The sequence below is a fragment of the Atlanticothrix silvestris CENA357 genome (assembly GCF_016056295.1).
GTDB lineage: Bacteria > Cyanobacteriota > Cyanobacteriia > Cyanobacteriales > Nostocaceae > Atlanticothrix > Atlanticothrix silvestris.
On the sequence record NZ_JAECZB010000012.1, the window covers coordinates 39,605 to 63,492 of the forward strand.

Annotated in this window: 18 protein-coding genes and 2 pseudogenes; 10 read left to right on the forward strand and 10 right to left on the reverse strand. The window is 40.5% G+C overall.

Annotation, left to right across the window (positions count from 1 at the left end):
- Nucleotides 1-234 precede the first annotated feature (234 nt).
- The 3 genes from I8751_RS07850 to I8751_RS07860 all read left to right on the forward strand — a co-directional run bounded on the left by I8751_RS07850 (nucleotide 235) and on the right by I8751_RS07860 (nucleotide 5,644).
- Nucleotides 235-2,706 (forward strand): sensor histidine kinase, encoded by a 2,472-nt coding sequence (locus tag I8751_RS07850; RefSeq protein ID WP_318780302.1) that lies wholly within the window; start codon nucleotides 235-237, stop codon nucleotides 2,704-2,706.
- A 98-nt stretch (nucleotides 2,707-2,804) separates the two neighbouring features.
- The gene (locus I8751_RS07855) at nucleotides 2,805-4,583 is read left to right on the forward strand and encodes a sensor histidine kinase (RefSeq protein WP_214438616.1); all 1,779 of its coding nucleotides are present in this window, start codon (nucleotides 2,805-2,807) and stop codon (nucleotides 4,581-4,583) included.
- Nucleotides 4,584-4,753: 170 nt separating this feature from the next.
- On the forward strand, nucleotides 4,754-5,644 hold the full coding sequence (locus tag I8751_RS07860) for an alpha/beta fold hydrolase (protein ID WP_214438617.1): 891 nt from the start codon (nucleotides 4,754-4,756) through the stop codon (nucleotides 5,642-5,644).
- Nucleotides 5,645-5,751: 107 nt separating this feature from the next.
- On the opposite strand, the gene I8751_RS07865 is transcribed toward I8751_RS07860, so the two are convergent.
- Nucleotides 5,752-6,081, reverse strand: coding sequence for a type II toxin-antitoxin system RelE/ParE family toxin (locus tag I8751_RS07865; protein WP_214438618.1), 330 nt, complete (start codon nucleotides 6,079-6,081; stop codon nucleotides 5,752-5,754).
- The gene (locus I8751_RS07870; protein WP_214438619.1) at nucleotides 6,081-6,350 is read right to left on the reverse strand and encodes a type II toxin-antitoxin system ParD family antitoxin; all 270 of its coding nucleotides are present in this window, start codon (nucleotides 6,348-6,350) and stop codon (nucleotides 6,081-6,083) included. The genes I8751_RS07865 and I8751_RS07870 overlap by 1 nt, the downstream gene beginning before the upstream one ends.
- Nucleotides 6,351-6,436: 86 nt before the next feature.
- On the opposite strand from I8751_RS07870, the gene I8751_RS07875 reads away from it, so the two are divergent.
- Together I8751_RS07875 and I8751_RS07880 are read left to right on the forward strand one after the other, a co-directional pair.
- On the forward strand, nucleotides 6,437-6,685 hold the full coding sequence (locus tag I8751_RS07875; protein ID WP_214438620.1) for a type II toxin-antitoxin system Phd/YefM family antitoxin: 249 nt from the start codon (nucleotides 6,437-6,439) through the stop codon (nucleotides 6,683-6,685).
- Between the two features lie 270 nt (nucleotides 6,686-6,955).
- A pseudogene (locus I8751_RS07880) lies at nucleotides 6,956-9,064 on the forward strand (pentapeptide repeat-containing protein).
- Between the two features lie 156 nt (nucleotides 9,065-9,220).
- Here I8751_RS07880 and I8751_RS07885 read toward each other — a convergent pair.
- Both I8751_RS07885 and I8751_RS07890 read right to left on the reverse strand, forming a co-directional pair.
- On the reverse strand, nucleotides 9,221-9,811 hold the full coding sequence (locus tag I8751_RS07885; RefSeq protein WP_214438621.1) for a hypothetical protein: 591 nt from the start codon (nucleotides 9,809-9,811) through the stop codon (nucleotides 9,221-9,223).
- Complete coding sequence (locus tag I8751_RS07890) at nucleotides 9,811-10,443, reverse strand: AAA family ATPase (protein WP_214438622.1); 633 nt, start codon at nucleotides 10,441-10,443, stop codon at nucleotides 9,811-9,813. Before I8751_RS07890 ends, I8751_RS07885 begins: the two co-directional genes overlap by 1 nt.
- A 109-nt stretch (nucleotides 10,444-10,552) precedes the next feature.
- Here I8751_RS07890 and I8751_RS07895 point away from each other — a divergent pair, with 109 nt between their 5' ends.
- The 4 genes and pseudogenes from I8751_RS07895 to I8751_RS07910 all read left to right on the forward strand — a co-directional run bounded on the left by I8751_RS07895 (nucleotide 10,553) and on the right by I8751_RS07910 (nucleotide 14,793).
- The gene (locus tag I8751_RS07895) at nucleotides 10,553-11,932 is read left to right on the forward strand and encodes a cytochrome P450 (protein ID WP_214438623.1); all 1,380 of its coding nucleotides are present in this window, start codon (nucleotides 10,553-10,555) and stop codon (nucleotides 11,930-11,932) included.
- 719 nt (nucleotides 11,933-12,651) lie between these two features.
- Nucleotides 12,652-13,008, forward strand: a complete 357-nt coding sequence (locus I8751_RS07900) for a hypothetical protein (RefSeq protein WP_214438624.1) — start codon at nucleotides 12,652-12,654, stop codon at nucleotides 13,006-13,008.
- Between the two features lie 367 nt (nucleotides 13,009-13,375).
- Nucleotides 13,376-13,972: pseudogene (gene recR / locus I8751_RS07905) on the forward strand (recombination mediator RecR); the annotation flags it as partial.
- Nucleotides 13,973-14,088: 116 nt separating this feature from the next.
- The gene (locus I8751_RS07910; protein ID WP_214438625.1) at nucleotides 14,089-14,793 is read left to right on the forward strand and encodes a Uma2 family endonuclease; all 705 of its coding nucleotides are present in this window, start codon (nucleotides 14,089-14,091) and stop codon (nucleotides 14,791-14,793) included.
- Between the two features lie 23 nt (nucleotides 14,794-14,816).
- Here I8751_RS07910 and I8751_RS07915 read toward each other — a convergent pair whose 3' ends face one another.
- The 4 genes from I8751_RS07915 to I8751_RS07930 form a co-directional block, all read right to left on the reverse strand.
- On the reverse strand, nucleotides 14,817-15,848 hold the full coding sequence (locus tag I8751_RS07915) for a methyltransferase (protein ID WP_214438626.1): 1,032 nt from the start codon (nucleotides 15,846-15,848) through the stop codon (nucleotides 14,817-14,819).
- A gap of 40 nt (nucleotides 15,849-15,888) precedes the next feature.
- On the reverse strand, nucleotides 15,889-16,869 hold the full coding sequence (locus I8751_RS07920) for an SGNH/GDSL hydrolase family protein (RefSeq protein WP_214438627.1): 981 nt from the start codon (nucleotides 16,867-16,869) through the stop codon (nucleotides 15,889-15,891).
- Nucleotides 16,870-17,137: 268 nt separating this feature from the next.
- Nucleotides 17,138-18,277 carry a 3-oxoacyl-ACP synthase III family protein gene (locus I8751_RS07925; RefSeq protein ID WP_214438628.1) on the reverse strand — a complete coding sequence of 380 codons (1,140 nt, stop codon included), beginning with the start codon at nucleotides 18,275-18,277 and terminating at the stop codon, nucleotides 17,138-17,140.
- Between the two features lie 14 nt (nucleotides 18,278-18,291).
- Nucleotides 18,292-20,127: a ScyA-related TPP-binding enzyme gene (locus I8751_RS07930; RefSeq protein WP_214438644.1), complete on the reverse strand. Its 1,836-nt coding sequence runs from the start codon at nucleotides 20,125-20,127 to the stop codon at nucleotides 18,292-18,294.
- 1,435 nt (nucleotides 20,128-21,562) lie between these two features.
- On the opposite strand from I8751_RS07930, the gene I8751_RS07935 reads away from it, so the two are divergent.
- The gene (locus I8751_RS07935; RefSeq protein WP_214438629.1) at nucleotides 21,563-22,222 is read left to right on the forward strand and encodes a LuxR C-terminal-related transcriptional regulator; all 660 of its coding nucleotides are present in this window, start codon (nucleotides 21,563-21,565) and stop codon (nucleotides 22,220-22,222) included.
- Nucleotides 22,223-22,271: 49 nt separating this feature from the next.
- Here I8751_RS07935 and I8751_RS07940 read toward each other — a convergent pair whose 3' ends face one another.
- Both I8751_RS07940 and I8751_RS07945 read right to left on the reverse strand, forming a co-directional pair.
- Complete coding sequence (locus I8751_RS07940; protein ID WP_214438630.1) at nucleotides 22,272-22,871, reverse strand: LysE family translocator; 600 nt, start codon at nucleotides 22,869-22,871, stop codon at nucleotides 22,272-22,274.
- Between the two features lie 113 nt (nucleotides 22,872-22,984).
- Nucleotides 22,985-23,692, reverse strand: a complete 708-nt coding sequence (locus tag I8751_RS07945; RefSeq protein ID WP_214438631.1) for a hypothetical protein — start codon at nucleotides 23,690-23,692, stop codon at nucleotides 22,985-22,987.
- Nucleotides 23,693-23,888: the final 196 nt, after the last annotated feature.

Here is a 23,888-nt window from a genome sequence, read left to right on the forward strand (position 1 = left end):
GAATAATCTCAGTTTATTGTAGCTAAATATTTTTTTGCAACCCAACTCTTTATTTGCCCGATAAGTAACTGGTTCACCCGATTGGGTGAATGCGATCGCTATATCTGGAACTACTCTGAAAGAAGGCGTGGTTTTTATTCGGTTAGCAATTATGCTCACAGAACGAAAGCTGTCAAAATAGCTATGGTTGCCTTTAATCTCACACTACTTGCTTGTGTATCAAAGGGTCAAAGAGTGGATGAAACCGTAAAATCACTGGATAAACCAGATTTTCCATCAGAGACTATTACTGTCTTGGAAAGGGTTGCTGCCAATTTACCGGGGGTAATTTTCCAATTTCTGCAACAGCAAGATGGTTTTTGGAACGTTTTATATATTAGTTCTGGCTGTCAAGCACTTTATGAATTAGAACCAGAAGTTGTACAGGCAGATTTTAGGGTGATTTGTGAACTGATTCATCCCCAGGATATGACAGCCTTTGCACAGTCAATTGCGGTTGCAACAGCTACTTTGACACCTTGGAATTGGGAAGGTCGCATCATCACACCTAGTGGTAAACTCAAGTGGATTCATGGTTCTGCCCAACTCCAACGGCAAGTTAACAGTAATATTCTTTGGGATGGCTTGGTCATAGATATTACAGACCGGAAACGAGTAGAGGAGCAACTACGAGAAAGCGAAGCTCGATACCAAGCAATTTTATGCGCTATTCCCGATTTGATGTTTCGCATTAGCCGTGATGGCGAATATCTAGACTTGAAAGGTGAAGGAGCAAACGTCATTCTTGCCAAAGAAGAGATAATTGGTAAAAATATGTGGGATCTCTTACCAACTGACGTTGCTGCTATTGGCCAAGAGGCGATCGCCAAAACTTTAGATTCCGAAACTTTGCAAACTTGTGAATATCATTTGCCAACGCCTTCAGGAATTCGAGATTATGAAGCTAGGTTGGTAGTCAGTGGCCCAAATGAAGTTTTAGCCATTGTCCGAGACATTACCCAGCGCAAACAAGCAGAAGTCACCCTGCGAAATCTCGCTCAAAAATTTTCTAAAGCCTTCAATTGCAGCCCTGACCCTATTACTATCAGCACACTTCAAGCAGGACGCTTCATAGAAGTTAACGATAGTTTTGTCAGACTCTCAGGTTATGAGCGAGACGAGGTGATTGACCGTACAGCCTTTGAGTTAAATATTTGGGTAAATGAAAGCGATCGCGCCAGACTATTACAAGAGTTGCAGACAAATAAAGTTGTTCGCAACTTGGAATGCGAATTTCGCCAAAAGTCGGGTGAGATTATTACAGCAGTGCTTTCAGCCGAAATCATTGACTTGGATGATATTCCCTGCATTTTGGTAGTTCATCACGACATTACCGAACGCAAGCAGGTGGAAGCACAATTACGTCTCTCTGCACAACGCGATCGCTTGTTGACAAAAACCTTAGTCCAAATTCGCTCTTCTTTGAATTTAGAGCAAATTCTCCAAACTACTGTGACGGAAGTCCGGCAATTTTTACAAGCAGACCGGGTTTTCATTGGTCTGAATCACACCCATGCAGCAGCCAAAGCGATCGCAGAATCAGTAAATCCTGAATATCCTTCAGTCTTGGGTTGGAAAACTGATGATAAAACTTATTTGCAAGAATTGAGAAATTTGCTTACAACTAATCGAGTGCGTGTAGTTGAAGATATCAGCCAAATCACAGTATCTGCCAAATTGCAAGCACATTACCAACAATTCCATACAAAAGCTACCTTGGCTGTACCTATTATGCTGGGTGGCGAATTATTGGGCGCTTTGGTTGCTCATCAATGTTCTGGCCCTCGACATTGGCAATCCATAGAAATTGATTTAGTACAGCAGATGTCTGAGCAACTAGCGATCGCCATTCAGCAAGTACGACTTTACCAAGAATTAGCTCAACTCAACACTAATCTAGAACACCAAGTAGAAGAACGTACTGCTCAGTTGCAGCAAAAAATGCAAGAATTGGCAGAAATGCAACGGGTGAAAGACGTGGTTTTACACACAGTTGCCCACGATTTACGAACTTCAGTTATGGGTAACTTGATGGTATTACAGAATTTGCTGAAAAATCAGGAATTGGCTCCAGAATCCGCCCCATGTCTGATTCCAGTACCTAAATCTATTCTTGAGCGAATGATTCAAGGTAATGACCGCCAGTTGGCAATGATTGACTCATTGCTAGAAATTCATTGTTGTAAAAATCAAGGAGTTATCCTCAATCGAGAAATGTTGAGGTTTAGCACACTGCTAGATGCAATTATTCAAGACTTACAGCCCATATTAAACCACAACCAAGCGACTCTGAAAAACTTGGTTCCTCAAGATTTACCGCTAGTAATGGCAGATAAAACTCGGTTACAGCGGGTTTTAAAAAATTTGTTTACACACAGCTTGCAACATAATCCACCAGGATTAAACTTTACCCTCAAAGCCACAGTTGCAGACAAAATGATTCGCGTTCAGATTCAAAATAATGGTGTGGGGATGAGCAAATTAGAAGGCGATCGCCTCTTCGATTTATACGTTCCCGATCCCCAAGCCTCTTGTTCCATAGACATTGGCTTAAAAATGTATCTTTGTCGGCAAATTATTCAAGCACATGGTGGTGAAATGGGTGTCATTAGTAATACCAGACGCGGTTTAACCTTCTGGTTCACGTTACCCTTAGCAACATCGTGAACAACAAGATCCTCGACTTCTTTGAGAAGTCGGGGATCTGAGCCTCGTAACAGTTTGACAGATAATAATAAAACAAAGGTTTTATGGCAGTCTGAAAAATGGGCAAAGTTGGAAGGTGGTGGCAAAAATTCCTTTCTGCGCCAACTCTAGATGAAATTAGTGTTTTTTATCAGGCTTCGTCTCAAAAGACACAGTGGCTAGCCAAGAGACATCGCTTTTTATGGCAAAGGTTGCATCTATGGTTATGGCTGGCGCTGATTTGTTTGCTGACCTTTACTTTGCGAAATATTTACGACTTTTTCTTCCCTTTAAAAGAGTTGCAGAAGCTGTCACCACTTCTTAAAACTCAAGGACTGGTAATTAATCTGGCGATGCTGCTGAGTTTAGTGATTTGTTTTATCTTGCATAAAACTCAGTTTGGTCATCGTCGTCCAGGGTTATTATTTTTAGGGTCATCATGGTCAATTACTTTAGCGTCACAATTGTTCGCCACGCTCAAAGGTTTTGCACTACCAGATACCCTCGGTTGGTCGCTGCTATTTTTAAGTCAAGCTACATTCATCCCAGTCCGCTGGACTCTGCATGTACTATCTCAGGTGGGTATTTTAGCTTACTATTTTGGTGTCAATACGGCACTAGGCTTAAAAACACCAATTCCTGCACACCCGGAAATATATAATGTCACATTCATTTTATACATTTTATGGTTCTGTATTATATGTGATCTTGGTGTTTACTTATACGATCGCCTGCAACGCTCTGAGTTTTACGCCCGTCAAGAAATGGAGTCTACCTACCAAAAACTAGAAGTTGCAGAAGCTAAATATCGTAGTATTTTTGAAAACGCCATTGAAGGTATTTTTCAAAGTAGTCCCGATGGACGCTATATTACAGCAAATCCGGCATTAGCACGTATTTACGGATATTCATTTCCTGAAGAAGTCACAGCAAATTTTACTGATATTGAACATCAATTGTATGTTGATCCAAAGCGTCGTGCAGAGTTTGTGCGCTTAATTGAACAAGATGGGATCGTTTCTCAGTTTGAGTCCCAAATTTACCGCCGAGATGGCAGTATTGTCTGGATTTCGGAAAAAGCTTATGCAGTCCGAGACGAACAGGGAAAATTACTTTACTATGAGGGGTTAATTGAAGATATCACCCAGCGCAAACAAGCAGAAGAAGCCTTAAGAGTATTTTTTCATGCTGTTTCTCATGACTTACGCAACCCTGTACTAGGCACTTCAATGGTACTCAAGAATTTGCTGAATAATGGGGAACAAGAATTTTCCGCAATTCCAGTGTCACGATCAATTTTAGAACGGATGGTACAAAGTAGCGATCGCCAACTAAATTTGATTAATTCCTTGATGGAAGCTCATCTGAGCGAGGTGCAAGGGATTGTTTTACAACGCCAACCTGTAAAATTGCATACTATAGTAGAGTCTGCGATCGCAGATTTAGAGCCAATATTGAAAGAAAATCAAACTACGCTGATCAATCTAGTCACGGCAGATTTACCACTAGTTAACGCCGATCCCACCCAACTATGGCGAGTATTTTCTAATTTAATTGTTAATGCTATTAAACATAATCCGCCTGAGTTAATGTTGACGCTCAATGCTATCGATGAAGGCAAAACAATTTATTGTACTGTCAGCGATAACGGCGTGGGAATAAGTCAAGAACAAAGCGAACAGCTGTTTAACCTTTACTTCCGAATTGGTAATAACCGCAATTCTGTAAGTTTAGGATTAGGGTTGTATTTGTGTAAGCAAATTATCAACGCCCACGGCGGCGAAATTGGCATGAATAGTGGGTTGGACGTAGGAGCAACATTTTGGTTTACATTGCCAATTAGTAGTAGGTTGGGTTGACGTAGGAAAACCCAACATTTGCGTTTTTTTGTTGGGTTGCGCCGTGCTTAAACGCCACTTGCTACAACGCGGGAAACCCGCGCAACGCAGTGGCTCCCCAACCTACTTTTTTGAAGTACTTACTACAAACCCAGCGCGATCGCTCACAATTCTAGAGTAAACTAAAATTTATGTTTCCTAGTTTCTTACCTACCACAGTTGGGCAACTGACAGAACCTGCTTCGATAGCTCTGGCTCAGAAGATTCAAAGTCAAGCGATCGCTACCCCTTTAACTACTCAACCAATTACCACCACTTATGTTCATCAAGGAAGTGGTGGCATACCCATATTATTAATTCACGGCTTTGACAGTTCTATATTAGAATTTCGTCGCCTTTTACCACTCCTAGCAGCAGATAATGAAACTTGGGCAGTCGATTTGCTGGGTTTTGGGTTTACAGATAGACTAGCAGGGCTAAAATTTAGCCCAGTTGCCATTAAAACTCATCTGTATTATTTCTGGAAAACTCTGATTAACCAACCTGTAATTTTGCTTGGTGTATCGATGGGTGGTGCAGCAGCGATTGATTTTGCACTCACTTACCCAGAAGTCGTACAAAAATTGGTGTTAATAGACAGCGCTGGTTTGAAGGGAGGTTCACCTTTAAGTCGGTTGATGTTTCCCCCTTTGGGTTATTTAGCCACAGAGTTTTTGCGTAACCCTAAAGTCCGCGATCGCATTTCTCGTCTTGCTTACAAAAACCTCAATCTTGTTTCAGTTGATGCCTTAGATTGTGGCTCACTACATCTACAAATGCAAAGTTGGAGTCAAGCTTTGATTGCTTTCACTAAAAGCGGTGGCTATAGTGCTTTTAGATTCAAGAAACTGTCAGAAATTGTCCAACCAACGCTGATATTATGGGGTGATAACGATAAGATATTGGGCACAGAAGATGCCAAAAGATTTAAAAGAGCAATTCCCAATAGTCAACTCATTTGGATTCAAGATTGTGGTCATATCCCTCATTTGGAACAACCCGAAATCACTGCTCAACATATTCTAAATTTTCGGGATAACTAAAAATTAAGTTGGAAGAATTACCTTCGTTATGCCTTGAGAGAAACAATATCGAATGACCATGTTGTAGCGATAATTCATGCTTAATCCATATAAATTCTTCCTACTATTCAGTCATCTTGACTAAAATTATCATCCAAAATTGCCTCAAGATCTCGCGCACCATGAATCACCCGTACAATTTCCACACCAGTATTTGTAGAACGGTAAAAAACAAGATAATTTTTAAATCCCTTGATCGATTGCTGCCTAAATTCTGCTAAATGAGGGCTAGAAAATTGGCAAAGTTTCCCTACTCCTGGCATTTTACCCAGTTGTTTAAATGTTTCTTCAGCTGCTATCAGAAAACGGTCAGAAGCATCCAGGTTATCTTCTGCTATATAAGTCGCTAGTTCTATTAAGTCACGAATGACTTGTGGTCGTTTATATACTTGACACATTAACCTTGATCTTGCTCTTTACGCTTCATGGCTCGTTCCCGTACAACTTGACGAATATCTTGCCAGTCTTGAGTAGTCATCTCGGTTGCTGTTCCAGAATTCAAACCTTCTAACAGCAGTGTTTCTACCTGTTCCTTGGCTTTACGCTTTTGATCTTGACGCACCAATTCACGAAAATACTCACTAGCACTGCTGTAGCCACCACTTGTGACTTGTTGCTCTATATATGCACCCATTGAGTCAGGCAGAGAAATATTTATACTGGTCATTTGTTTTGGTGTTTTGGTTTCTCTACAATAATTATGGCAATTTTTGCTATTTTCTGTGATGGCTGGATAAAAAAGAGGTTGTAATCATGGATGTAATTAATGTTAATGATGCACAACAACACCTTGATGCTGTCATTGATGAAAGCGCACAATTTCACACACCAATAATAATTACTGGTAATCAAAATCAAGCGGTACTTATTGCTCTTGAAGATTGGAAAGCTATCCAAGAAACATTGTATATACTGCAAGTTCCTGGAATGCGAGAGGATATCCTAGAAGGAATGCGTACTCCTGTTGAGGAATGTGTGACTAAAGAGGAGCTTGATTGGTAGTGTGGGAATTACACTTTACCAAGCGAATACACGGGTAGGGGCACAACATGTTGTGCCCCTACGATTATCTGTATCTCACCAAGTTACAATCTGCTGTATTGATGAAAATTTCCCAAAATCGGGAACATTGCACAGTCAAGTTGTATAAAATCTCAGTAACGGCAACTCTCTAAAATCCGTCACCAGATTCAAACCCCCAAACCCAAATTTAATCTAACTTTCTCAATTACGAATTACGAATTACGAATTACGAATTACGAATTAGTAATTATGCCACCAGACTACGCCGGACAAAATCTCCGAGGTCGCTCTTTTAAAGGCCAAGACCTGACAGGAGCCAATTTTAGCAAGGCGGATATTCGAGGGGTAAACTTTACCAATGCGATTCTTAAAGATACTGATTTTACAGGTGCTAAAGCAGGACTACAGCGGAGTTGGACAATTGGGTTGCTTATAGTCTCATTGCTGCTGTCGGGACTATCAGGATTTTTTTCAATCTTTGTTAGTCTATTGGTAGCATATATTTTTGACACCAAAGGCACTCAAAACACCATTATCGGGATAGTTTGTCTAATTCTTCTGCTAATTTTTTGTATTATTACCATTCGTAAGGGTTTAACAGCAGGTTTAGGAGTCTTCGTCGTAAGCTTCGCCGTAAACTTCGCCTTAGCCTTAGCCGTAGGCGTAGCCGGAGCCGTAGCCTTAGTCGGAGCCGAAGCCGTAGCCGGAGCCATATCCTTTGCCTTAGCCGTAGGCGTAGCCGGAGCCGGAGCCGTAGCCGGAGCCATATCCTTTGCCTTAGCCGTAGGCGTGGCCGGAGCCGGAGCCGTAGCCTTAGTCGGAGCCGGAGCCGTAGCCGGAGCCGTAGCCGTAGCCGGAGCCGTAGCCAGAGCCACAGCCACAGCCGTAACCTTAGCCTTAGCCGTAGCCGTAGCCATTACATTATTTACTGCTTACATTGGTTGGCGTAGTCTGGCTGGTAATGAAAAAGATGCTTGGGTTCGCTCATTTGCTGTTGCCTTTGCTGCAACAGGTGGAACTAGCTTTCGTGGTGCTAATTTAACCGATGCTGATTTTACTGGTGCAATTCTTAGAAATACAGATTTCAGAAATGCCAACCTCACACGTACTCGTTTTTATGAAGCCAAAAAACTTGACCTTGCCAGAGTTGGAGATGCAATATTAGCTAAACGAGATATTCTCAATTTACTAGTAAGTTGCAATGGTAGAGAAAAATCATATCTTGGCGCTAACCTGAAAGGCGCAAACCTCATCGGTGCAGATTTGTCTTTGTCAAATCTTAAAGATGCCAATATTACTGAAGCTACATTCCAAGGAGCTTGTTTAGAGTGGGCAAATTTAACTTTAGCTCAAGCTGTGGGTGCTGATTTTACTAGTGCTAAAATGACTGGTGCTTGTGTGGAAGCATGGAATATTGAAAATTCAACTCTATTAGATAATGTAGATTGTCGCTTTGTTTATCTTCTAGAACGCCCCAAACCTAGAACTGATGACCGCGAACGTCGTCCTAGTAGCGGCGATTTTCAACCAGGAGAATTTACCAAACTGTTTGAAGAAGTGTTAAATACTGTTGATTTAATTTTCCGTAATGGCATTGATTGGAAAGCTTTTGTTAATGCTTTTCAAAATGTGCAACACCAAAATGAAGATACAGAATTAGCCTTACAAAGTATTGAAAATAAAGGTGATGGAGTAGTCGTTGTTAAACTTGGTGTACCTGATGGTGCTGATAAAGAAAAGATTCACAGTGATTTTACCCAAAATTATCAATTGGCACTGCAAGCTGTAGAAGAAAAATATAAGGCACAATTACAAGCTAAAGATAATGAGATAATCATTTATCGCCAACAAAGTGCAGATATGAAAGAGATTGTGAACTTATTGGCAAATAAGCCTATTAATGTTCAAGTTGACAATAAATTAGAAAATAAAAATATGACTAACAGTAATGATGCGAGCCGTAATATTAATATCGGCAATATTGGTGGCGATTTTAATGCTAGTGGGCAAGCTTTGAACTTGGGTGATATTAGTGGCACGGTGACAAATACTATTAATGAGTTACCAAGTTTACCCGAACCAGAAAAACCAGGAATTAAGGAATTGTTAATGCAATTACAAGCAGCGATTGAGGCTGAGAAAGATTTATCTCCCAAGGATAAAGGGAAGGCTTTAACACAAGTAAAATCCTTGGCAGAAGCATCAAAAAATCCTCAAAACTAAGAAAAGCAAAATTTAGCTGATACGGCAATTACGATGTTAAAAGGCATACTTACCAGTTTGCCGAGTGCGACTAAGTTGGTTGAAGAATGTGGTAAGTTGTTGCCGTTAATTTCTCAGTTTTTGGGTTTGGACTAAACTGAATATACAGCTAAATTGCATAACACAAAAATGTAAAATTACTGTAGTTCAATATAGTTACTAACCTTCGGTAAGCCACACCGTCCCTGGCGGTTTCCCGACTTATAGGGAGTGGCGTGAGACCTAAAGACCGCAGTAGTTACCCTTAAAAATTTAATCGTACAACCAAGTATTGTCGGCAAAATCATCATTCGTATCTATCGGCTGTTGTGGCATTTTTTGAGTTGCCAAATGTGATTTTCTATAGGCAATTGGGTTGTATTTTTCTTTGACTTGGATTGCGGATGATTTTTCTTGTTCTTTGACTAAAGCTTTATGTTCTATTTCTTGTTCTTGTTTTGCAACTTTATTTTCTTCTATAAGTTTAGAATTAGCTTCTGCAAGTTGCAAGGCTGTTTTTTTGGTTTCATTAAGCTCTTTTGTGAGCCGTTCTGCTGAAGCTTGCTGTTCAGATAAAGCTGCTTGCAAATCAGCAAGTTTTTTCTGGAAAGTTTTTTCCTTTTTTTGTGACTGTTCGAGAGTTTCTTTTAGCTCTTTAATTATGACTTCTAAATCAGCCTTAGTAGGATTAGTACGTCTGGCAGAAGTTGGTTCTGGTGTCTCAGTTGATGATGTGTCTGCTGCTAAAGTATTTTCTTCCACAACTTTTTCAGCTTGAACTTCGATAGTAGATTCGTCTTCAGTGGGTGTCAATTTTTGTGCTTCTTCTTGGATTAAATCCGAAAGACTTTGTTTCTTAACCATTATTTTCTCCAATCACGCTGTAATTCATTAGCCACGCTGCGGTAGTCTGACGCAGCTTCCCAAGCATTCTTTCCTCGCCATTCAGAAATTGCTACACCCTCCAACGCTGCTCGTTCGTGAGCTTTATAGGCACGGATGAAAGCTTTGCAAGCAGGGATTCCTAACTGCTGGAGAGTGTTTTGTGCTTCTAGTGCTTCGCCTACACTCCGCATATCGACTTTAGTGAGTAGTACCCGATGGGGAACTCCTACAGGGATGACGGCTTTCTTTACTGTTTCCACGAGGACAGCTAAATCCATTGGTGCTGGAGGTGTAGGTAAAACTAGATAATCTGCGATCGCTACTACTGTCGCTAATGCTTCAGAGTGCAGCGCCGGAGGTGTATCCACCACTACTAAATCGTAACCTTTTATTTTTCGTAAATGACCTAAAAGCTGCGGATCAGTCTCTTGGGATAGATCAAACCCCATACCATTCTCATTCCGCCCAACCCACCAACTGGCGGAACCTTGAATATCTGCATCAACAAGAAGAACCTTGTGCTTTGTCCCAAACTGTGCAGCCAAATTGACTGAGGTAGTCGTTTTGCCGACTCCTCCTTTACCGTTAAGGATAGCGATGATTTTTGGCACTACTTACTTCCGATGCTGCCATACATGAATATACCCCTTTGTGCGACCCCCAAGTACAAAAAAATCCGCAAAAATTAAATTCATCAGCCATTAACTCCAACAAAAATCTATGACAGTAACTACAAATCTCCCTGAAGGGCCAAATATGCCCCGTTTTCTGCGGTTGATCAAGTTCATTACTCAGCCAGTAAAATACTTGGAAGATTTTGCTCAAGTCTATGGTGACAATTTTGCCATTTTGGGACGTGATGATAAACATCTTGTGTACTTTAGTCATCCAAAAGCACTGGAAGAGATTTTTGCTGCTGATGTTACTCACTTTGAGACAGGCAGAGGCAATGGAATTTTAAGGTTTTTGCTTGGCGATAGCTCTTTGATTTTACTAGATGGCGATCGCCATCAGCGTCAACGACAATTATTAACGCCTCCTTTTCATGGCGAAAGAATGCGGGCTTATGGTGAAGCGATTCGCGAAATCACTCAGCAGGTAAGCAATGAGTGGACTATTGGTAAGCCCTTTAATATCCGAGATTCGATGCAAGAAATTACCTTGCGCGCCATCTTACGGGTAGTGTTTGGTGTAGATGAAGGGCCAATGTTTCAAGAACTGCGCCAATTGCTAACTTCTCTTCTCGATTTTATGGGTACGCCTTTGATATCTACCGCCTTCTTTTTTAATTTCATGCAAAAAGATTTTGGTGCATGGAGTCCTTGGGGTCGAATAGTAATGTTGGTACAAAAAGTTGATCAACTGATTTACGCTTTGATTCAAGAACGTCGCGCTGAACCAGAGCAACATCGCCAAGATATTCTCAGTTTATTGATTTCTGCTCGTTATGAAGACGGACAACCGATGTCGGATCAGGAATTGCGCGATGAATTAATGACAATGTTGGTTGCAGGGCATGAAACTACCTCTTCTGCATTGACTTGGGCTTTTTACTGGATTGATCAGTTACCAGAAGTACGGCAGAAGTTGTTACGAGAAATAAATAGCCTTGGTATCAACCCAGAACCAATGAATATTGCAAAACTGCCTTATTTAACAGCAGTTTGCCAAGAAACGTTGCGGATATACCCAATTTTGATTAGTGGTTTTTTGAGAATTGTCAAATCGCCCATTAAAATTATGGGCTACCAATTGTCAAAGGGAACAGCAATAGTCCCCAGTATTTATTTAGCGCACCATCGCGAAGCAGTTTACTCACAACCCAAACAGTTTAAACCAGAACGCTTTTTAGAAAGGCAATTTTCTCCTTATGAATACTTACCTTTTGGTGGTGGAAATCGTCGCTGTATTGGTTTGGCATTTGCCCAGTATGAAATGAAAATTGCTTTGGCAACAATTCTGTCCCAGTTTCAATTATCTCTGGTTAATAAACGCCCGGTGCGTCCTGTGCGCCGTGGTTTAACTTTAGCCGCACCAGCCGGAATGCGGATGGTGGCGACACCGCAAGTAAAACTGGCGAATACACCTGTTGTAGTGTGACCAAAACGGGGAAGGGTTAAAGGGTAAGGGAAAATTCCATACCTTTACCCTTTAACCTTTCCCCAACGTCTTGCAAAAGTAACTTTTGCAAGATGTTTATTCTCTTTTGAGCATATTTGCATGTAGGCGAAGCCCACAGTAATTTAAGTAGGGGCACGGCAATGCCGTGCCCCTACGAGAAATCTATATGTATCAAGACTTTTGTGAATTGGTATTACCTGCAAGTTACGAGTTCCAAGCTCGCTGTTTCGTGTTTCAAGCTCAATGTTCCGAGTTCCAAGCTCGCTGTTTCGTGTTTCAAGCTCGACATTCCGAGTTTTGAGGTGGAAAGATGGTGTTGCAAAAATTATTTTTTTGTTATGCCTGTCAATATTTCATGACTTAATTAAGATTTTAATCAACCCTCTCTTTAAGATAAGAAGATTTTCATGAATCAATGCCAACAATATTAAGTAAATCTTAAGATTATTCGTCTTTTTCTTTAAGTAATTTACCTTTAATAATTTTATTTTCTATATTTTGTAACCTGGCATTATTTGCAACATTACTGTCACAGCATTTTGTCTCTTTATCTTCATCAAGACTGCCATAAAAATATTGACAATCCACGTATTGTTTCAATAATATTGTGCATGGATATAGATAATTTGTAAAAATCAAAAAACAGTTCACTCAGAGAATAATAACAAACAACAAATTAAAGAATTGGGGTAAAACTAATGAACGCTAAAATTATTGCTGCATTGGCAATTATGGCAGCTTTTGCAAGCTTAGGAAGCCCGGTTCGCGCTCAGTCACCAGAAACACCCGTCTTAAATACGGAAAACTATCAACTAACTGGTGATTCTCTAGAAGGGGTTGGGACTAGAACAGCCCAGGACGATTTTACAAAATTCTTTAATGGCCAAAACTCAGGAAGTAGATCCATTAATAAGGGAGAGAATAATACCCTTCTAGATGGATTTCGTTTAAACGAAGCAATATCCTTGCCAGAGAATCCAATTATCTTGCAGCCTATTCAATCTATGAACGGCAACGATGGGGTGCAAGTACAGTTAGATCTGGGAAATGAGTAAACAAATTAACAGCAAAGTACTCGAACTTTGATATTAAAAAAGTGCCCACAACCGTACTTATTGGGTAAGGTGGTGGGCTTTGGACTGACTCCTGATACCAATTCTGTATGAAGATGCGCCCAATTATCTCAGACTTAGTATAAGAAATCAAAAACGAACCGCCCTTCGGGTTCAGCAGTTCGCAATCGACGCAAAGCGCCAAGACTGCGACTGCTTCACCAAGTACGCCAAGTACGCCAAGATTAAGAGTTTAAGAGAGTTTGGCGCAGCTTCACAAAGAAACGGTATTAGTGCCATTATACAGAGAAGATCATTCAAAAAAATGTCATCATAGTAATGAGATTTATAACCTTCTGGAGATAAGACAACGGTTTACGCACGCCCTTTAGCACGGTTAATTGAGCAGTTGCAACGCCTACCAGGAGTTGGCCCCAAATCAGCCCAACGACTAGCTTTGCATATTTTAAAGCGACCAGAGTCAGAAGTAGAGGCTTTGGCGCAAGCCCTGATTGAAGCAAAAAAACAGATAGGTTTATGTTCTGTTTGCTTTCACTTATCTGCGGAGGCGGTTTGTGAAATCTGCCGCAATCCCAACCGTGAAAATCAGACTATCTGCGTGGTAGTAGATTCTCGCGATGTCATTGCGCTAGAAAAAACCCGCGAGTTCAAAGGCAAATATCACGTCTTGGGTGGAGTAATTTCCCCTATGGATGGCATTGGGCCAGAACAGTTGAATATTCAAGCTTTGGTGCGACGAGTCAGTCAGCAACAACCCCAAGAAGTAATTTTAGCAATTAGTCCGAGTGTGGAAGGCGAGACAACAACTTTGTATGTCGGTCAGCTATTGAAACCATTTACCAAGGTGACACGGATTGCCTTTGGTTTACCTGTGGGTGGGGATTTAGAATACGCGGATGAGGTGACGCTAGCAAGAGCCTTAGAAGGACGACGAGAGTTAGATTAATTTGTATCTCGCCTTATTTAGGATTTTCTTTATGGTACAGCTTTACGCATCACGACTCTAACAAGCATTGCTAAATCAAAATAGTTAACTGTCATCAGTCAACCGTTAACATGATTATGTTCAACTACAATCCATTAGATTGTCTACCTTCATCAGCAGAATTGCCAGATTCAGACGATACCCCTGTGGATAACGAACTGCAAATATTAATTCCCAATTTGTTATTAGCAATCTTAGCCTCAATTTGGCAAAACCGGGATGATTGGTTTTTCGGCATTAATATGGGAATTTATTATACACCTAGTAAACCTGCAATAGTTCCTGATGGTTTCTTGAGTTTGGGCGTAGAACGTTTTGTTGGAGAAAATGGACGTTCTAGTTATGTTTTGTGGGAAGAAGAAGGCATTTCACCAATTTTAACTTTAGAAGTTGTTTCTCAAACTTACAACGGCGAATACGAACAAAAAAAAGTAGATTATGCCCAATTAGGCATTTTGTATTATGTGATTTATGCTCCAGCGCGTCTACGTCGTAAGCGTCAGCGTTTAGAAGTTTATCGCTTAGTTGAAGGTAAATACGTTTTACAACCAGGGGATAAAATCTGGATACCAGAAGTTGGGTTAGGTATTGGACGAGAACAAGGTACTTATCAAGGACGAATACGAGAATGGCTGTTTTGGTATGACGAAAATGGTAACAGATACCAAACCCCAGAAGAAGTAAACGTAGCACAGCAACAACAACTCGAACAAACTCAGCAACAACTTCAGGAGCTTTTGGCCAGATTACAGCAACAAGGAATTGATCCCAACACACTGTGACATCTTCCCAAGATTACTCTTTGTCAAGGTTTGTAGCCAGTGACAATACTCCAGTATCCAAAGGTTGGCTTAACTTCAACATCTATGAAACCTACATCCATCAACATTGTTGATAATTCATCAGCTGAATATTGCTGGCCTTCTGTCCATAAAAGCATGGCAATATCATAGGCAGCAACAGCAGAATTAATTTTTTGGTCATGATAAAGCATCTCATGAATAATGATGCGACCTCCTGTTTCCAAGCTATCAAAGCTTTTTTGAGTGAGAAAATGACCTTTTTCTAGTGGCCAATCATGGTAAATATCAGAATAAAAGTGAATATCGGCTGTGGGAAAAGGCTGATTCCACATATCAGTAACTTGGGTTTTGATGCGGTTTTGTAAGCCGTAGCGTTCTACAAACTCTTGCGCTACTTCACATATAGGAGCAAGATCAATAATTAAAGCTTGTAAGTTTGCCCATTTTAATGTGGCGTGAATAGCGTGAACACCTGAACCTCCGCCAATATCTAACAAGAGTTTGTGTGCAGATAAATCAATAACTTCTGGCCAAACTTGGGCTGCTCCTAGATTTCGGCTATGTATTGCATTGGTGAAAGTACGCGCTAAATCGGCTTGTTTTTCATGGGTCTGAAAAAGTTTTTCACCAGAGTAAATTTGTGAGGAATTGGAAAGTACAGCTTGCTTGATGTTCTCAAAAGAATACATAGAGGCAGTAGCAACTGTCACGTCTAAGAAATCGCCTAAATAAGTTGAACTGCTTTCGAGAAGATAATCTTCTGCAAAAGAGGTAAGTGAATAAAAGTCATCTTTGACTTGTAAAAGCCCCAAAGATGCATTCATTGACAAGAGAGCTTTCGCTGGACGCTCATGAATCTTTAGCACTTCACAAACTTCTGTAAGAGTCCGTGGTTTTTCGGCTAAAAATGGAAAAAGTTTGAGGTCATAAGCAACAAGAAATGTGCCAAATCCTATATTTCCAGAAATAAGATCCCAAAGTAGTCGCTCATCTGTCTTTAGTTTGGGAAGGGCTACAGAAGTATGTTGGTTCATTTCAATTTTCCTTATCGGGTTACAATTTTTTGACTGCGATTCATCTACTGGGAAAGCGAAAGCGTTTCCTTAGCGATATTGCACTTAAAGCAAACGTCAATACTCCCAACACAACAGAAGGTTCAGGAACAGATGCTCTTAAAAGTGCTGCAAATGCTAATTCTCCGATTAGCTGATGCGTGGTGGTTGTTGGATGAATTTCGTCCCAAAACAAAAATTCGTCTGGGATACATACAACTGGTTGTGGGGAAATGTCGATAGGTACTATTGGTGAATCTCCAATGCAAGAGTCGGTAACATTTGTAAAACCAAATTTCTTGGGATTGGCGATCGCCTGATTAAATAAGTAATTAACATCTACAGGGATAATGTTAATATCAGGGCTAAGTTGCTGGCTCAAAGAGTTGAGAGACGCAGCCAAACTAGAATTATGGGCGCTGGTTAAAGTACTAAATTCGTTGGAACTAGGAGTATCGCCCCCAGTAACCGGAAACTTTCCCAAATCCGGCAAGTTAACCACCATAATATCTTCAGCACCAATAGCAGTCAGCGAGGTTATTGCTGCTGATAAATTTGCAACCGAGTTGGTGGGATTGGGAATGTTACCCAAAAAATAATCAAGATAATCATTAGTACCAGCCCACACTACATAAAGAGCATTTGGGTTAGCAGAGTTATTAGCTGTCGTAAAACTACTTATCTGTTGCTGTAATCCTGGCAAAATCGAAAGTCCGATGTTATCGACTCCAGTCGTAGTACCACCAAAAGCAAAGTTGGTATTGGGATTGAAAGTTAAATTCAACTCTGAGGCTAGATATTCTACCCAAACTGGGCCATTAGAAAAACGTCCATTGAAGTATGGTTTGGGAGGAATAGCCCCAGATGTGAAATGGAAGACGTTACCTGTATCAGAGAAGCTATCACCAAAAACATAAATCTCGTCATAATTCTGTGCCGATACTTTTAGCGGCAACACCAAAGATAACAGGAAAAATCCTACCGACAGAATTTGTTTTTGCATACTCAAAGGTATATAAATCTTCTCTCTGTGTCACGCCAGTTGCTACAATGCGGCAGCACTTCCTTCTCCTGTCGGAGACGCTACGCGAACAAGTCGGCAAAGCCGACGACACTTGCTACAACGGGGGGAACCCCCGCAACGCAGTGTCTCCCCAACGGAGTGCCTTGGGAACCCGCGCAACGCACTGGCTCCCCAGCGTCTCTGTGGTTAAATCAATTACTTTTAAACCGCAGAGACGCTGAGGACGCTGAGAAAAATCTTGATAGATTTAGCAAAGAGCGAAACTCTGGTCTGAAGAACTCGTCAATAACGAGTCAAGTTCATGCAGATGCGGAACAGCACCGAGCGCTACATCGCCCCAGCGCATCACACTGGCAGAGGCGACACCTGCTGCACCCAAGCCATAGATTAGAACTAAGTCATTTTCGTGAATTTTATTCAACTGGGCAGCGTAGTACAGATTAGCCACAGTAATTACTGGCCCGATGTTTGCATAATGAGAATAAAGGTTGATTGTGCGCTCTATGTCAATACCCAATACTTGCGCGCAGAATTGTGCCCCCCAAGCAGTAGATGTATTGAAAATAAAAAAGTCAACTTGGTCAATAGTGACACCAGCAGCAGCAATTGCACCTTCACAACACGTCCGTAGCTGATCCACAGCTGTTTCGCGGATTGCCCTATTGGCGCTTTTGTCCATCCGCATCCGCACCTGTGGATTGCCTTGCTCATCCTCAGTGAATTTAGCAAAGAAAATGTCACATAAAGCAGCAGTATGAATGGTCTTAGTACCGAGGATACCTTGGTTAGGTGCGAGGGAACCAACTACAAATGCTCCAACACCATCACTCATAAACCATGAAAGGGTATCGTCTTCAGCAAAAAAGCGAGAGTATGAACATGAGATTACTACTAACACGTTACGATACTCTTGCGATCGTACTAAAGCACAGGCAGTTTGTAGGGCTACTGGGGTAACTCCGCAGGCAGCATCAATATTCCAAGCAGCACCTTGTAAGTTTAATTGACGAGACAAAAAGGCAGCATCACCAAATCCAATGCGTTCCGGCCAAATTGAAGCCACGAGCATTAAGTCAACTTCTTGGGGAGTCAGGTTCGCCGCATTAAGAGCTTCACGAGCCGCACGTTCTTGTAACATCAGCGAGGATTCATCTGGAGCAAGTACCCATCGATTAACAGTGCCACGAAAAGGGTCTTGCAGATAAGGCAACATATTGAAGTCAAATTCATTGTTGGGGTTAGAGTTAGTGACTGAAAATAACCTTGCCAAACTTTTTTGTTCAGACTGAGCAATTAATTCCGGGTATTTTTCTCTGTAATAATCGTTTGAACGTTTGATACTTGGCAAACTCAGTGCTAGCGATCGCATACCTACTGGATGATGCATAATCAAAATCTCCTTTAATTCTTAGCGCCTTGTGAAATCAAACTGAAAATCCGAGTTCCAATCGGTGCAATTCGAGTTGGGTCGATAAGGATATCAACAACGAAGGGACTAGTCGACAGCATGGCCATTTCTAAAGCTGCTTGGATGTCAGACTCTTTTTCTACCCGAACACCGTCGGCTCCCATGCTGCGGGCAAGCATAACGAAATCTGCTTGGGGAATATATACGTCCATATCTTTGTAACCCTGCATCTTTGAACCTTGGTCACACATGTTGTAGCGTCCATCGTTGAGTACAATCCAAACGGCAGGAGCGCGGTAGCTGACAGCGGTGCTGACTTCGTTGTTCATCAACATTGCGCCATCCCCGACAATTGCCACAGCTTTGCCATGATGTGTTAACGCTGCACCCACAACACTAGTCACAAAATGACCCATAGCCCCGAACCCAGTGCTGACTCGAAAACGATTTGGTTTAGTAAATCGCAGGAGGTTAATTGCCCAAGCAAATGAGTTTCCTCCTTCAGCCATCACAATTGCATTGCTGCCTTCAACGATGACTCGTTGCATGAGATTCATCAATACTTCTGGCCGCACTGGACTATATTGACTAGGATTGATTGCACTACGTTCAGGTCTAGGCAAAGACTGGATTTGTGATTGATTTTGCTGCTTTGGTAAGTGCTTAAGCAGAGCCTTGACAAATAGTTTTGCGTCAGACTGAATTGCTATTGTCTCGGCAGATGGATATGCGGTTCCTGGCACTTCTGGGTCAATATCCACATGTACGAAGCCTCGTGATGGAACCATTGCCGGACTCCAAAAAGAGGTAAATTCACCAAGGCGTGTTCCCAGTACCAGCGTCCGCAAAGGGCAGCACTCTGTCATATATTTCAAAACCGATTCATGCCCAGCAAAGCCCGTAATCCCCACAAATTGAGGATGATCTTCGGGAAAAATACCTTTAGCGCGCGGTGAACACATCACAGCTGCCCCTGTTTTCTCTGCCAACTGACGAATTTCCGCAGCTGCAAACCGCGCCCCAAAACCCACCCAAATAGCAAACGATCCTTCTGTAAGTAATCGCGCACATTCTGAAATTGCTTCTTCGCTGACTGTTGCAGGAGTACAAGACAGATTTACTGATGCTAAAGATGTCTCGACTGAACTTGCTTGGATGTTGGTAGGTATGCTCAAGTGTGCTACAAAGCCATTCGGTTTAGCTAAACCTTTCGCCAGCCGTCGATAGACTTCTGGAAGTTCTTCGCTACATTCGAGAGTCGTTGCATAATGAAATAGTGACTCAGAGGTAAAAATCCCAGCACTAGGCATGGTGTAATTACTAGTCTCTTGGAGTGCCCACCGTCCCCGCTTTGGTGCTGAGGTAGAAGCCGAGATAAAAATTACTTTGGCATCTTCCCAACGGGCAGTAAATAATCCCGTTAAGGCGTTTGTGATTCCTGGGCCTGTTGTTGCAAATACTACGACGGGACGACCACTGGCAAAGTACGCTTCCGTGGCTGCAAAAGCGGCTCCGGCTTCATGGCGAAAGTGGCGTAACTTGATGGAACTATGTTGTAGTGTATGCCATATCGGAGCGATCGCACCTCCGGAAACTCCAAATGCATATTGCACTCCCAAATCTTCTAGCATTTTCACAATTGCAGAGGCAACTGAGATAGACTCTAACTCTTGACTATTGTCAGAAGATGTATCCAACAACGTATTTGGTTGGATATCTGCAATAGATGATTTATTCAAAGGGGACGAAGATGGAAATGAAATAAAATTCGTTTTTGGCTCTAAATATTGAGGTATATAAGGATTGATAGGGGAATGAGTTGAACTCATATTGATGGTGGAGTGCCATATATTAGGTTGTAACGCCATAGCGATTGTTCCTTAATTTATGTAAGGTGGTTCAAATTATTTATTGTTTAGGTAGCACAAAGTGCCCAAGTCCTTTTCCAGAGAAAATTAAAAAGTGCCTAAGCCCTTTTTCAGAGAAAATAAATCCCAACTTTTAGTCAGACTCTTGTACTTTAAGATTGCAACTCCAGAATTCCATTCACATTGGAGTCTTTCGTTTTTATCTATCAATGACAAATTTTTTTCACCACCAAGCTATACTGTCAAAACTGCAAATTACAAATAGAGCAACTGGTAGAGGTGGCAACTTAGTTTTAGACTCAACTTAGTGTTACTTCGTTAAATGTTGTTATGGTCATCCATGATTTTGGTTAGATTATACAAAAACAATTAGTAAAAATCTTCTCCGTTCATCATAGTCTAATACTCATGTTTTGCATCTATCTAAAGGAACTCTTTATAAACGAAGATTTGCTTCAAGGTTAAGAATTGGTTGCTTTATGATTAAGGGATAATAACAGCTTACGTTTTTTGTAAACGACATTGTTGTTTGGTATTCATCTAGCTAAAATCAGCAACATAAATATATGAAAGATAATGAAATATAACGCATCAACTAGATATCTCGTCGCCAGATAAATTTGTTTTAAAATCAGTTCTAGTTGATGCAATTCAGTCTCGCTACTTAATCAAATCTTGTCGATTCAAGATCACTAACTTAAGGATCAACTTAAGGTTATGCTGTAAAAACTTGAGATATTTGTGTTCTAGATTACAAAAAATTGTTATCACTTAAAACCAAGCAATAACAAAATAATTTACAACTTATCTAAAGATTTTCTATTGTTATTAGATATTATCCCTTATAAAGTCTAGTGCTAGACGGCAGAAATAACTAATACTAATTCACAATTCGCAATTCGCAATGACGCTCCTTCGTCGCTCTAAGCGTAGCTATGCCGCAGGCTTTACGCTGCGAAGATCGCAATTCGCAATTAAAGAACTTAGATACAGCAAAGCTTTCAGGCTTTACATCTGTATCAGATTTTGCGTGAAATGGTATGACCAGATGAAAATGGTTCAAAAGTCTAAATTCTTAAGCTTTATCAACTTCTATGGATGAATAATTTGTAGTTAGGGCTACAGTTCTGAGCTTGAGCGCTAAGACGCTAACTACAAACCTAGTCAAGTTGCTTTGTTAGAGAATGTTTGAAAAGTCGAAAAGTACACCAAGAACCCCGCTTTCATTCCTTTCCTCGAAACGAAGAGAGGCTTTTAAACCCCCATTCATTTGTAGAGAAGGGGGCTTGGGGGTTAGGTTTTTAAGATTTTGTAGCCATAATACTTTTTAAACATCCTCTTAGAATAGAGACTAGAAAATTATTCTTTTACTTAAATAATAAATAGGAACGTACAGATGTACAAAATTATTCGAGTATTACTTGCTGAAAAAAATTCACTCGTGGGAGTTGGGATTCGTGCTACTCTCAATTTGGAAGAAGATTTAATCTTAGTAGGTGAAACCAATGATGTCTCTAAGCTTGCAAAATTAAATCTAAAATTTCAGCCAGATTTGTTAATAATTGATCTGGATTTAACTAATTTTATATTAGCTAAATTAATTGCTGATCTACATGAATTGTGTTCATATTCGAGAGTGCTAACGCTGGCTAGCTCTGATAAATTTGACTTATCTATTTTAAAGATAAATGGTATAAAAGGCTGTGTTTTTAAGTCTGAAGAGCCACAAACGTTAGTTAGTGCTATTCGTGCAGTAGCTCAAGGCAATACATGGTACAGTCAAACAATTATCGAGAAGCTTATTCAACAACAAATAGGTAAGCAAGATGAAAATGTAGAAGCTACATTGACGGAGCGAGAACAACAAGTTATTGGATTGATAGCACAGGGTTGGGATAATGCTCGTATCTCTGTTGAGCTAAGTCTAGCTCAACAGACAGTGCGTAATTATATGAGCCGTATATACACCAAATTAGCAGTAAATTCGCGATCTGAAGCGGTTATTTGGGCAATAAAACATAGCTTAGGGAAACAACACGAAAAAGTGCAAATATAGAGCTTCTTGATTGTGTGTAAAAAAGTTTGCTGTTATGTGCAATCTTAAGCTAATTTATTTGCGAAAAAGCAATATGAATGCCAAGAAAAATTAGAACGCCGCCTGTAAACCATTGTTGTAAACGAGAGAATTTTGGACGATTTTTTAGCCAATCTCCTGCAAAACCAGCCATGAAAGCTACAATAATGTTCCACAGAGTACCTATGATATTAAAAATGATACCTAATATTAGAATTTGCCACCCTAATCCACCTTCTGATATGTTTACGAACTGAGGCAAAAAAGCCAGAAAAAACAGTGCTATTTTGGGGTTTAGTATGTTTGTAATGATGGCTTGACTAAAAATGCGTTTGAAGCTTGCTTGTTTTAACTTTCCTAATGAGCTAGTGCTTTTTTTGCTCAAAAGCATACTAATCCCTAAAAATATTAAGTACGCAGCGCCTACATACTTCACAATGCTGTAAGCAAGGGGTGAAGACATTAGTAATGCTGAAAAACCGAGTGCAGCAGCACAAGTATGTACTAATAACCCAATGCTAAAACCAAAAGCTGAAACAATTCCTGCTTTGCGTCCTTGTCCAATACTGCGTGCAATAACATACAACATATCGGGGCCAGGAATAGCACACAAAGTTAATGTAGCAACCAAAAAAACAGCAAAATTTCCTGTAATTAGCATAGCTTTTTAGTGAATCACAACTACATCGTATTATGAGACGCGATTTATCGCGTCTCTACATGAGGCTTTTTGGCTTAACTGAACTAAACAAATTTAAGCTCATCTAAAATTTGTTCTAAGTAATCAAATGCAGGTATTTCAAACAGTTTATTTTGAAATTCATCATGTCTAATATTGGCATGAATTAAAGATTGTAAATCAAATGAGTACACTTTAGCTTGATCGTTTAGAGCATAGTGAATTTCATCAAAGCTTGATAATTGACTTGCACCATAAACTCTGCGTTCACCATTTTCTTGACAAATACCGGACTCTATTGTGTACCAATAAATATTAGCAATTTGCTGTTTTTGTATCTCATTTTTTGTCAACCAGAGCTTAGCTATATCCTCGACAAAATTGCTATATAAGGGAGATGTTAAAAGTGGCAAATGTCCAAAAATATCATGCCAAACATCTGGAAGTGGTGAAAAACCGTCATTCTTGGTATCTCTGATATCTACCGCGACAGGAAATTGTTTATTTGCTAAATACATGTAATATTCTTGGCTTTTGATCATGCCTCTAACAGGGACGAGCTTCCAGCCGACAAATTCTTGAAGCCGCACTGAAAGTATTTCTAGTTTTGGAAGAGGCTGAATTAATTCTTTTAACATTTCAACCCCTTCTATAAATTCTTTACATGCTCTACCTTTGAGAATGCTTAACTGTCGATTATATAATTTATTCCAAGCAAAATGCTGCTCTTCTGTATAAACAGAATAGTCTCGTGAAAGAGTGATAGTTTTCATGATACCTACAAAATTTGGAGAGTTGTTTACTTTTAAAATTGCCCAGAAAACTTCTTTTGTTTGATAGTAGCGATCGCCTGCGAAGAAGTGCTAATGCAGTGCGTTGTTCAATTACTCTCAAATTTACAGAATATTACTTGCTCTGTATAGACACGCGAATACTATTTCGATAGGTATTTTTGTACTCAAGTTATTT

Coding starts and splice junctions, on each gene's coding strand:
- I8751_RS07870 (WP_214438619.1), bottom strand. CDS start 6,350: ATGACCAGTATAAATATTTCTCTGCCTGACTCAATGGGTGCATATATA.
- I8751_RS07915 (WP_214438626.1), bottom strand. CDS start 15,848: ATGAACCAACATACTTCTGTAGCCCTTCCCAAACTAAAGACAGATGAG.
- I8751_RS07930 (WP_214438644.1), bottom strand. CDS start 20,127: ATGAGTTCAACTCATTCCCCTATCAATCCTTATATACCTCAATATTTA.
- I8751_RS07945 (WP_214438631.1), bottom strand. CDS start 23,692: ATGAAAACTATCACTCTTTCACGAGACTATTCTGTTTATACAGAAGAG.
- I8751_RS07900 (WP_214438624.1), top strand. CDS start 12,652: ATGAACGCTAAAATTATTGCTGCATTGGCAATTATGGCAGCTTTTGCA.
- I8751_RS07895 (WP_214438623.1), top strand. CDS start 10,553: ATGACAGTAACTACAAATCTCCCTGAAGGGCCAAATATGCCCCGTTTT.
- I8751_RS07925 (WP_214438628.1), bottom strand. CDS start 18,277: ATGCATCATCCAGTAGGTATGCGATCGCTAGCACTGAGTTTGCCAAGT.
- I8751_RS07910 (WP_214438625.1), top strand. CDS start 14,089: ATGTTCAACTACAATCCATTAGATTGTCTACCTTCATCAGCAGAATTG.
- I8751_RS07920 (WP_214438627.1), bottom strand. CDS start 16,869: ATGCAAAAACAAATTCTGTCGGTAGGATTTTTCCTGTTATCTTTGGTG.
- I8751_RS07865 (WP_214438618.1), bottom strand. CDS start 6,081: ATGTGTCAAGTATATAAACGACCACAAGTCATTCGTGACTTAATAGAA.
- I8751_RS07885 (WP_214438621.1), bottom strand. CDS start 9,811: ATGGTTAAGAAACAAAGTCTTTCGGATTTAATCCAAGAAGAAGCACAA.
- I8751_RS07875 (WP_214438620.1), top strand. CDS start 6,437: ATGGATGTAATTAATGTTAATGATGCACAACAACACCTTGATGCTGTC.
- I8751_RS07860 (WP_214438617.1), top strand. CDS start 4,754: ATGTTTCCTAGTTTCTTACCTACCACAGTTGGGCAACTGACAGAACCT.
- I8751_RS07855 (WP_214438616.1), top strand. CDS start 2,805: ATGGGCAAAGTTGGAAGGTGGTGGCAAAAATTCCTTTCTGCGCCAACT.
- I8751_RS07935 (WP_214438629.1), top strand. CDS start 21,563: ATGTACAAAATTATTCGAGTATTACTTGCTGAAAAAAATTCACTCGTG.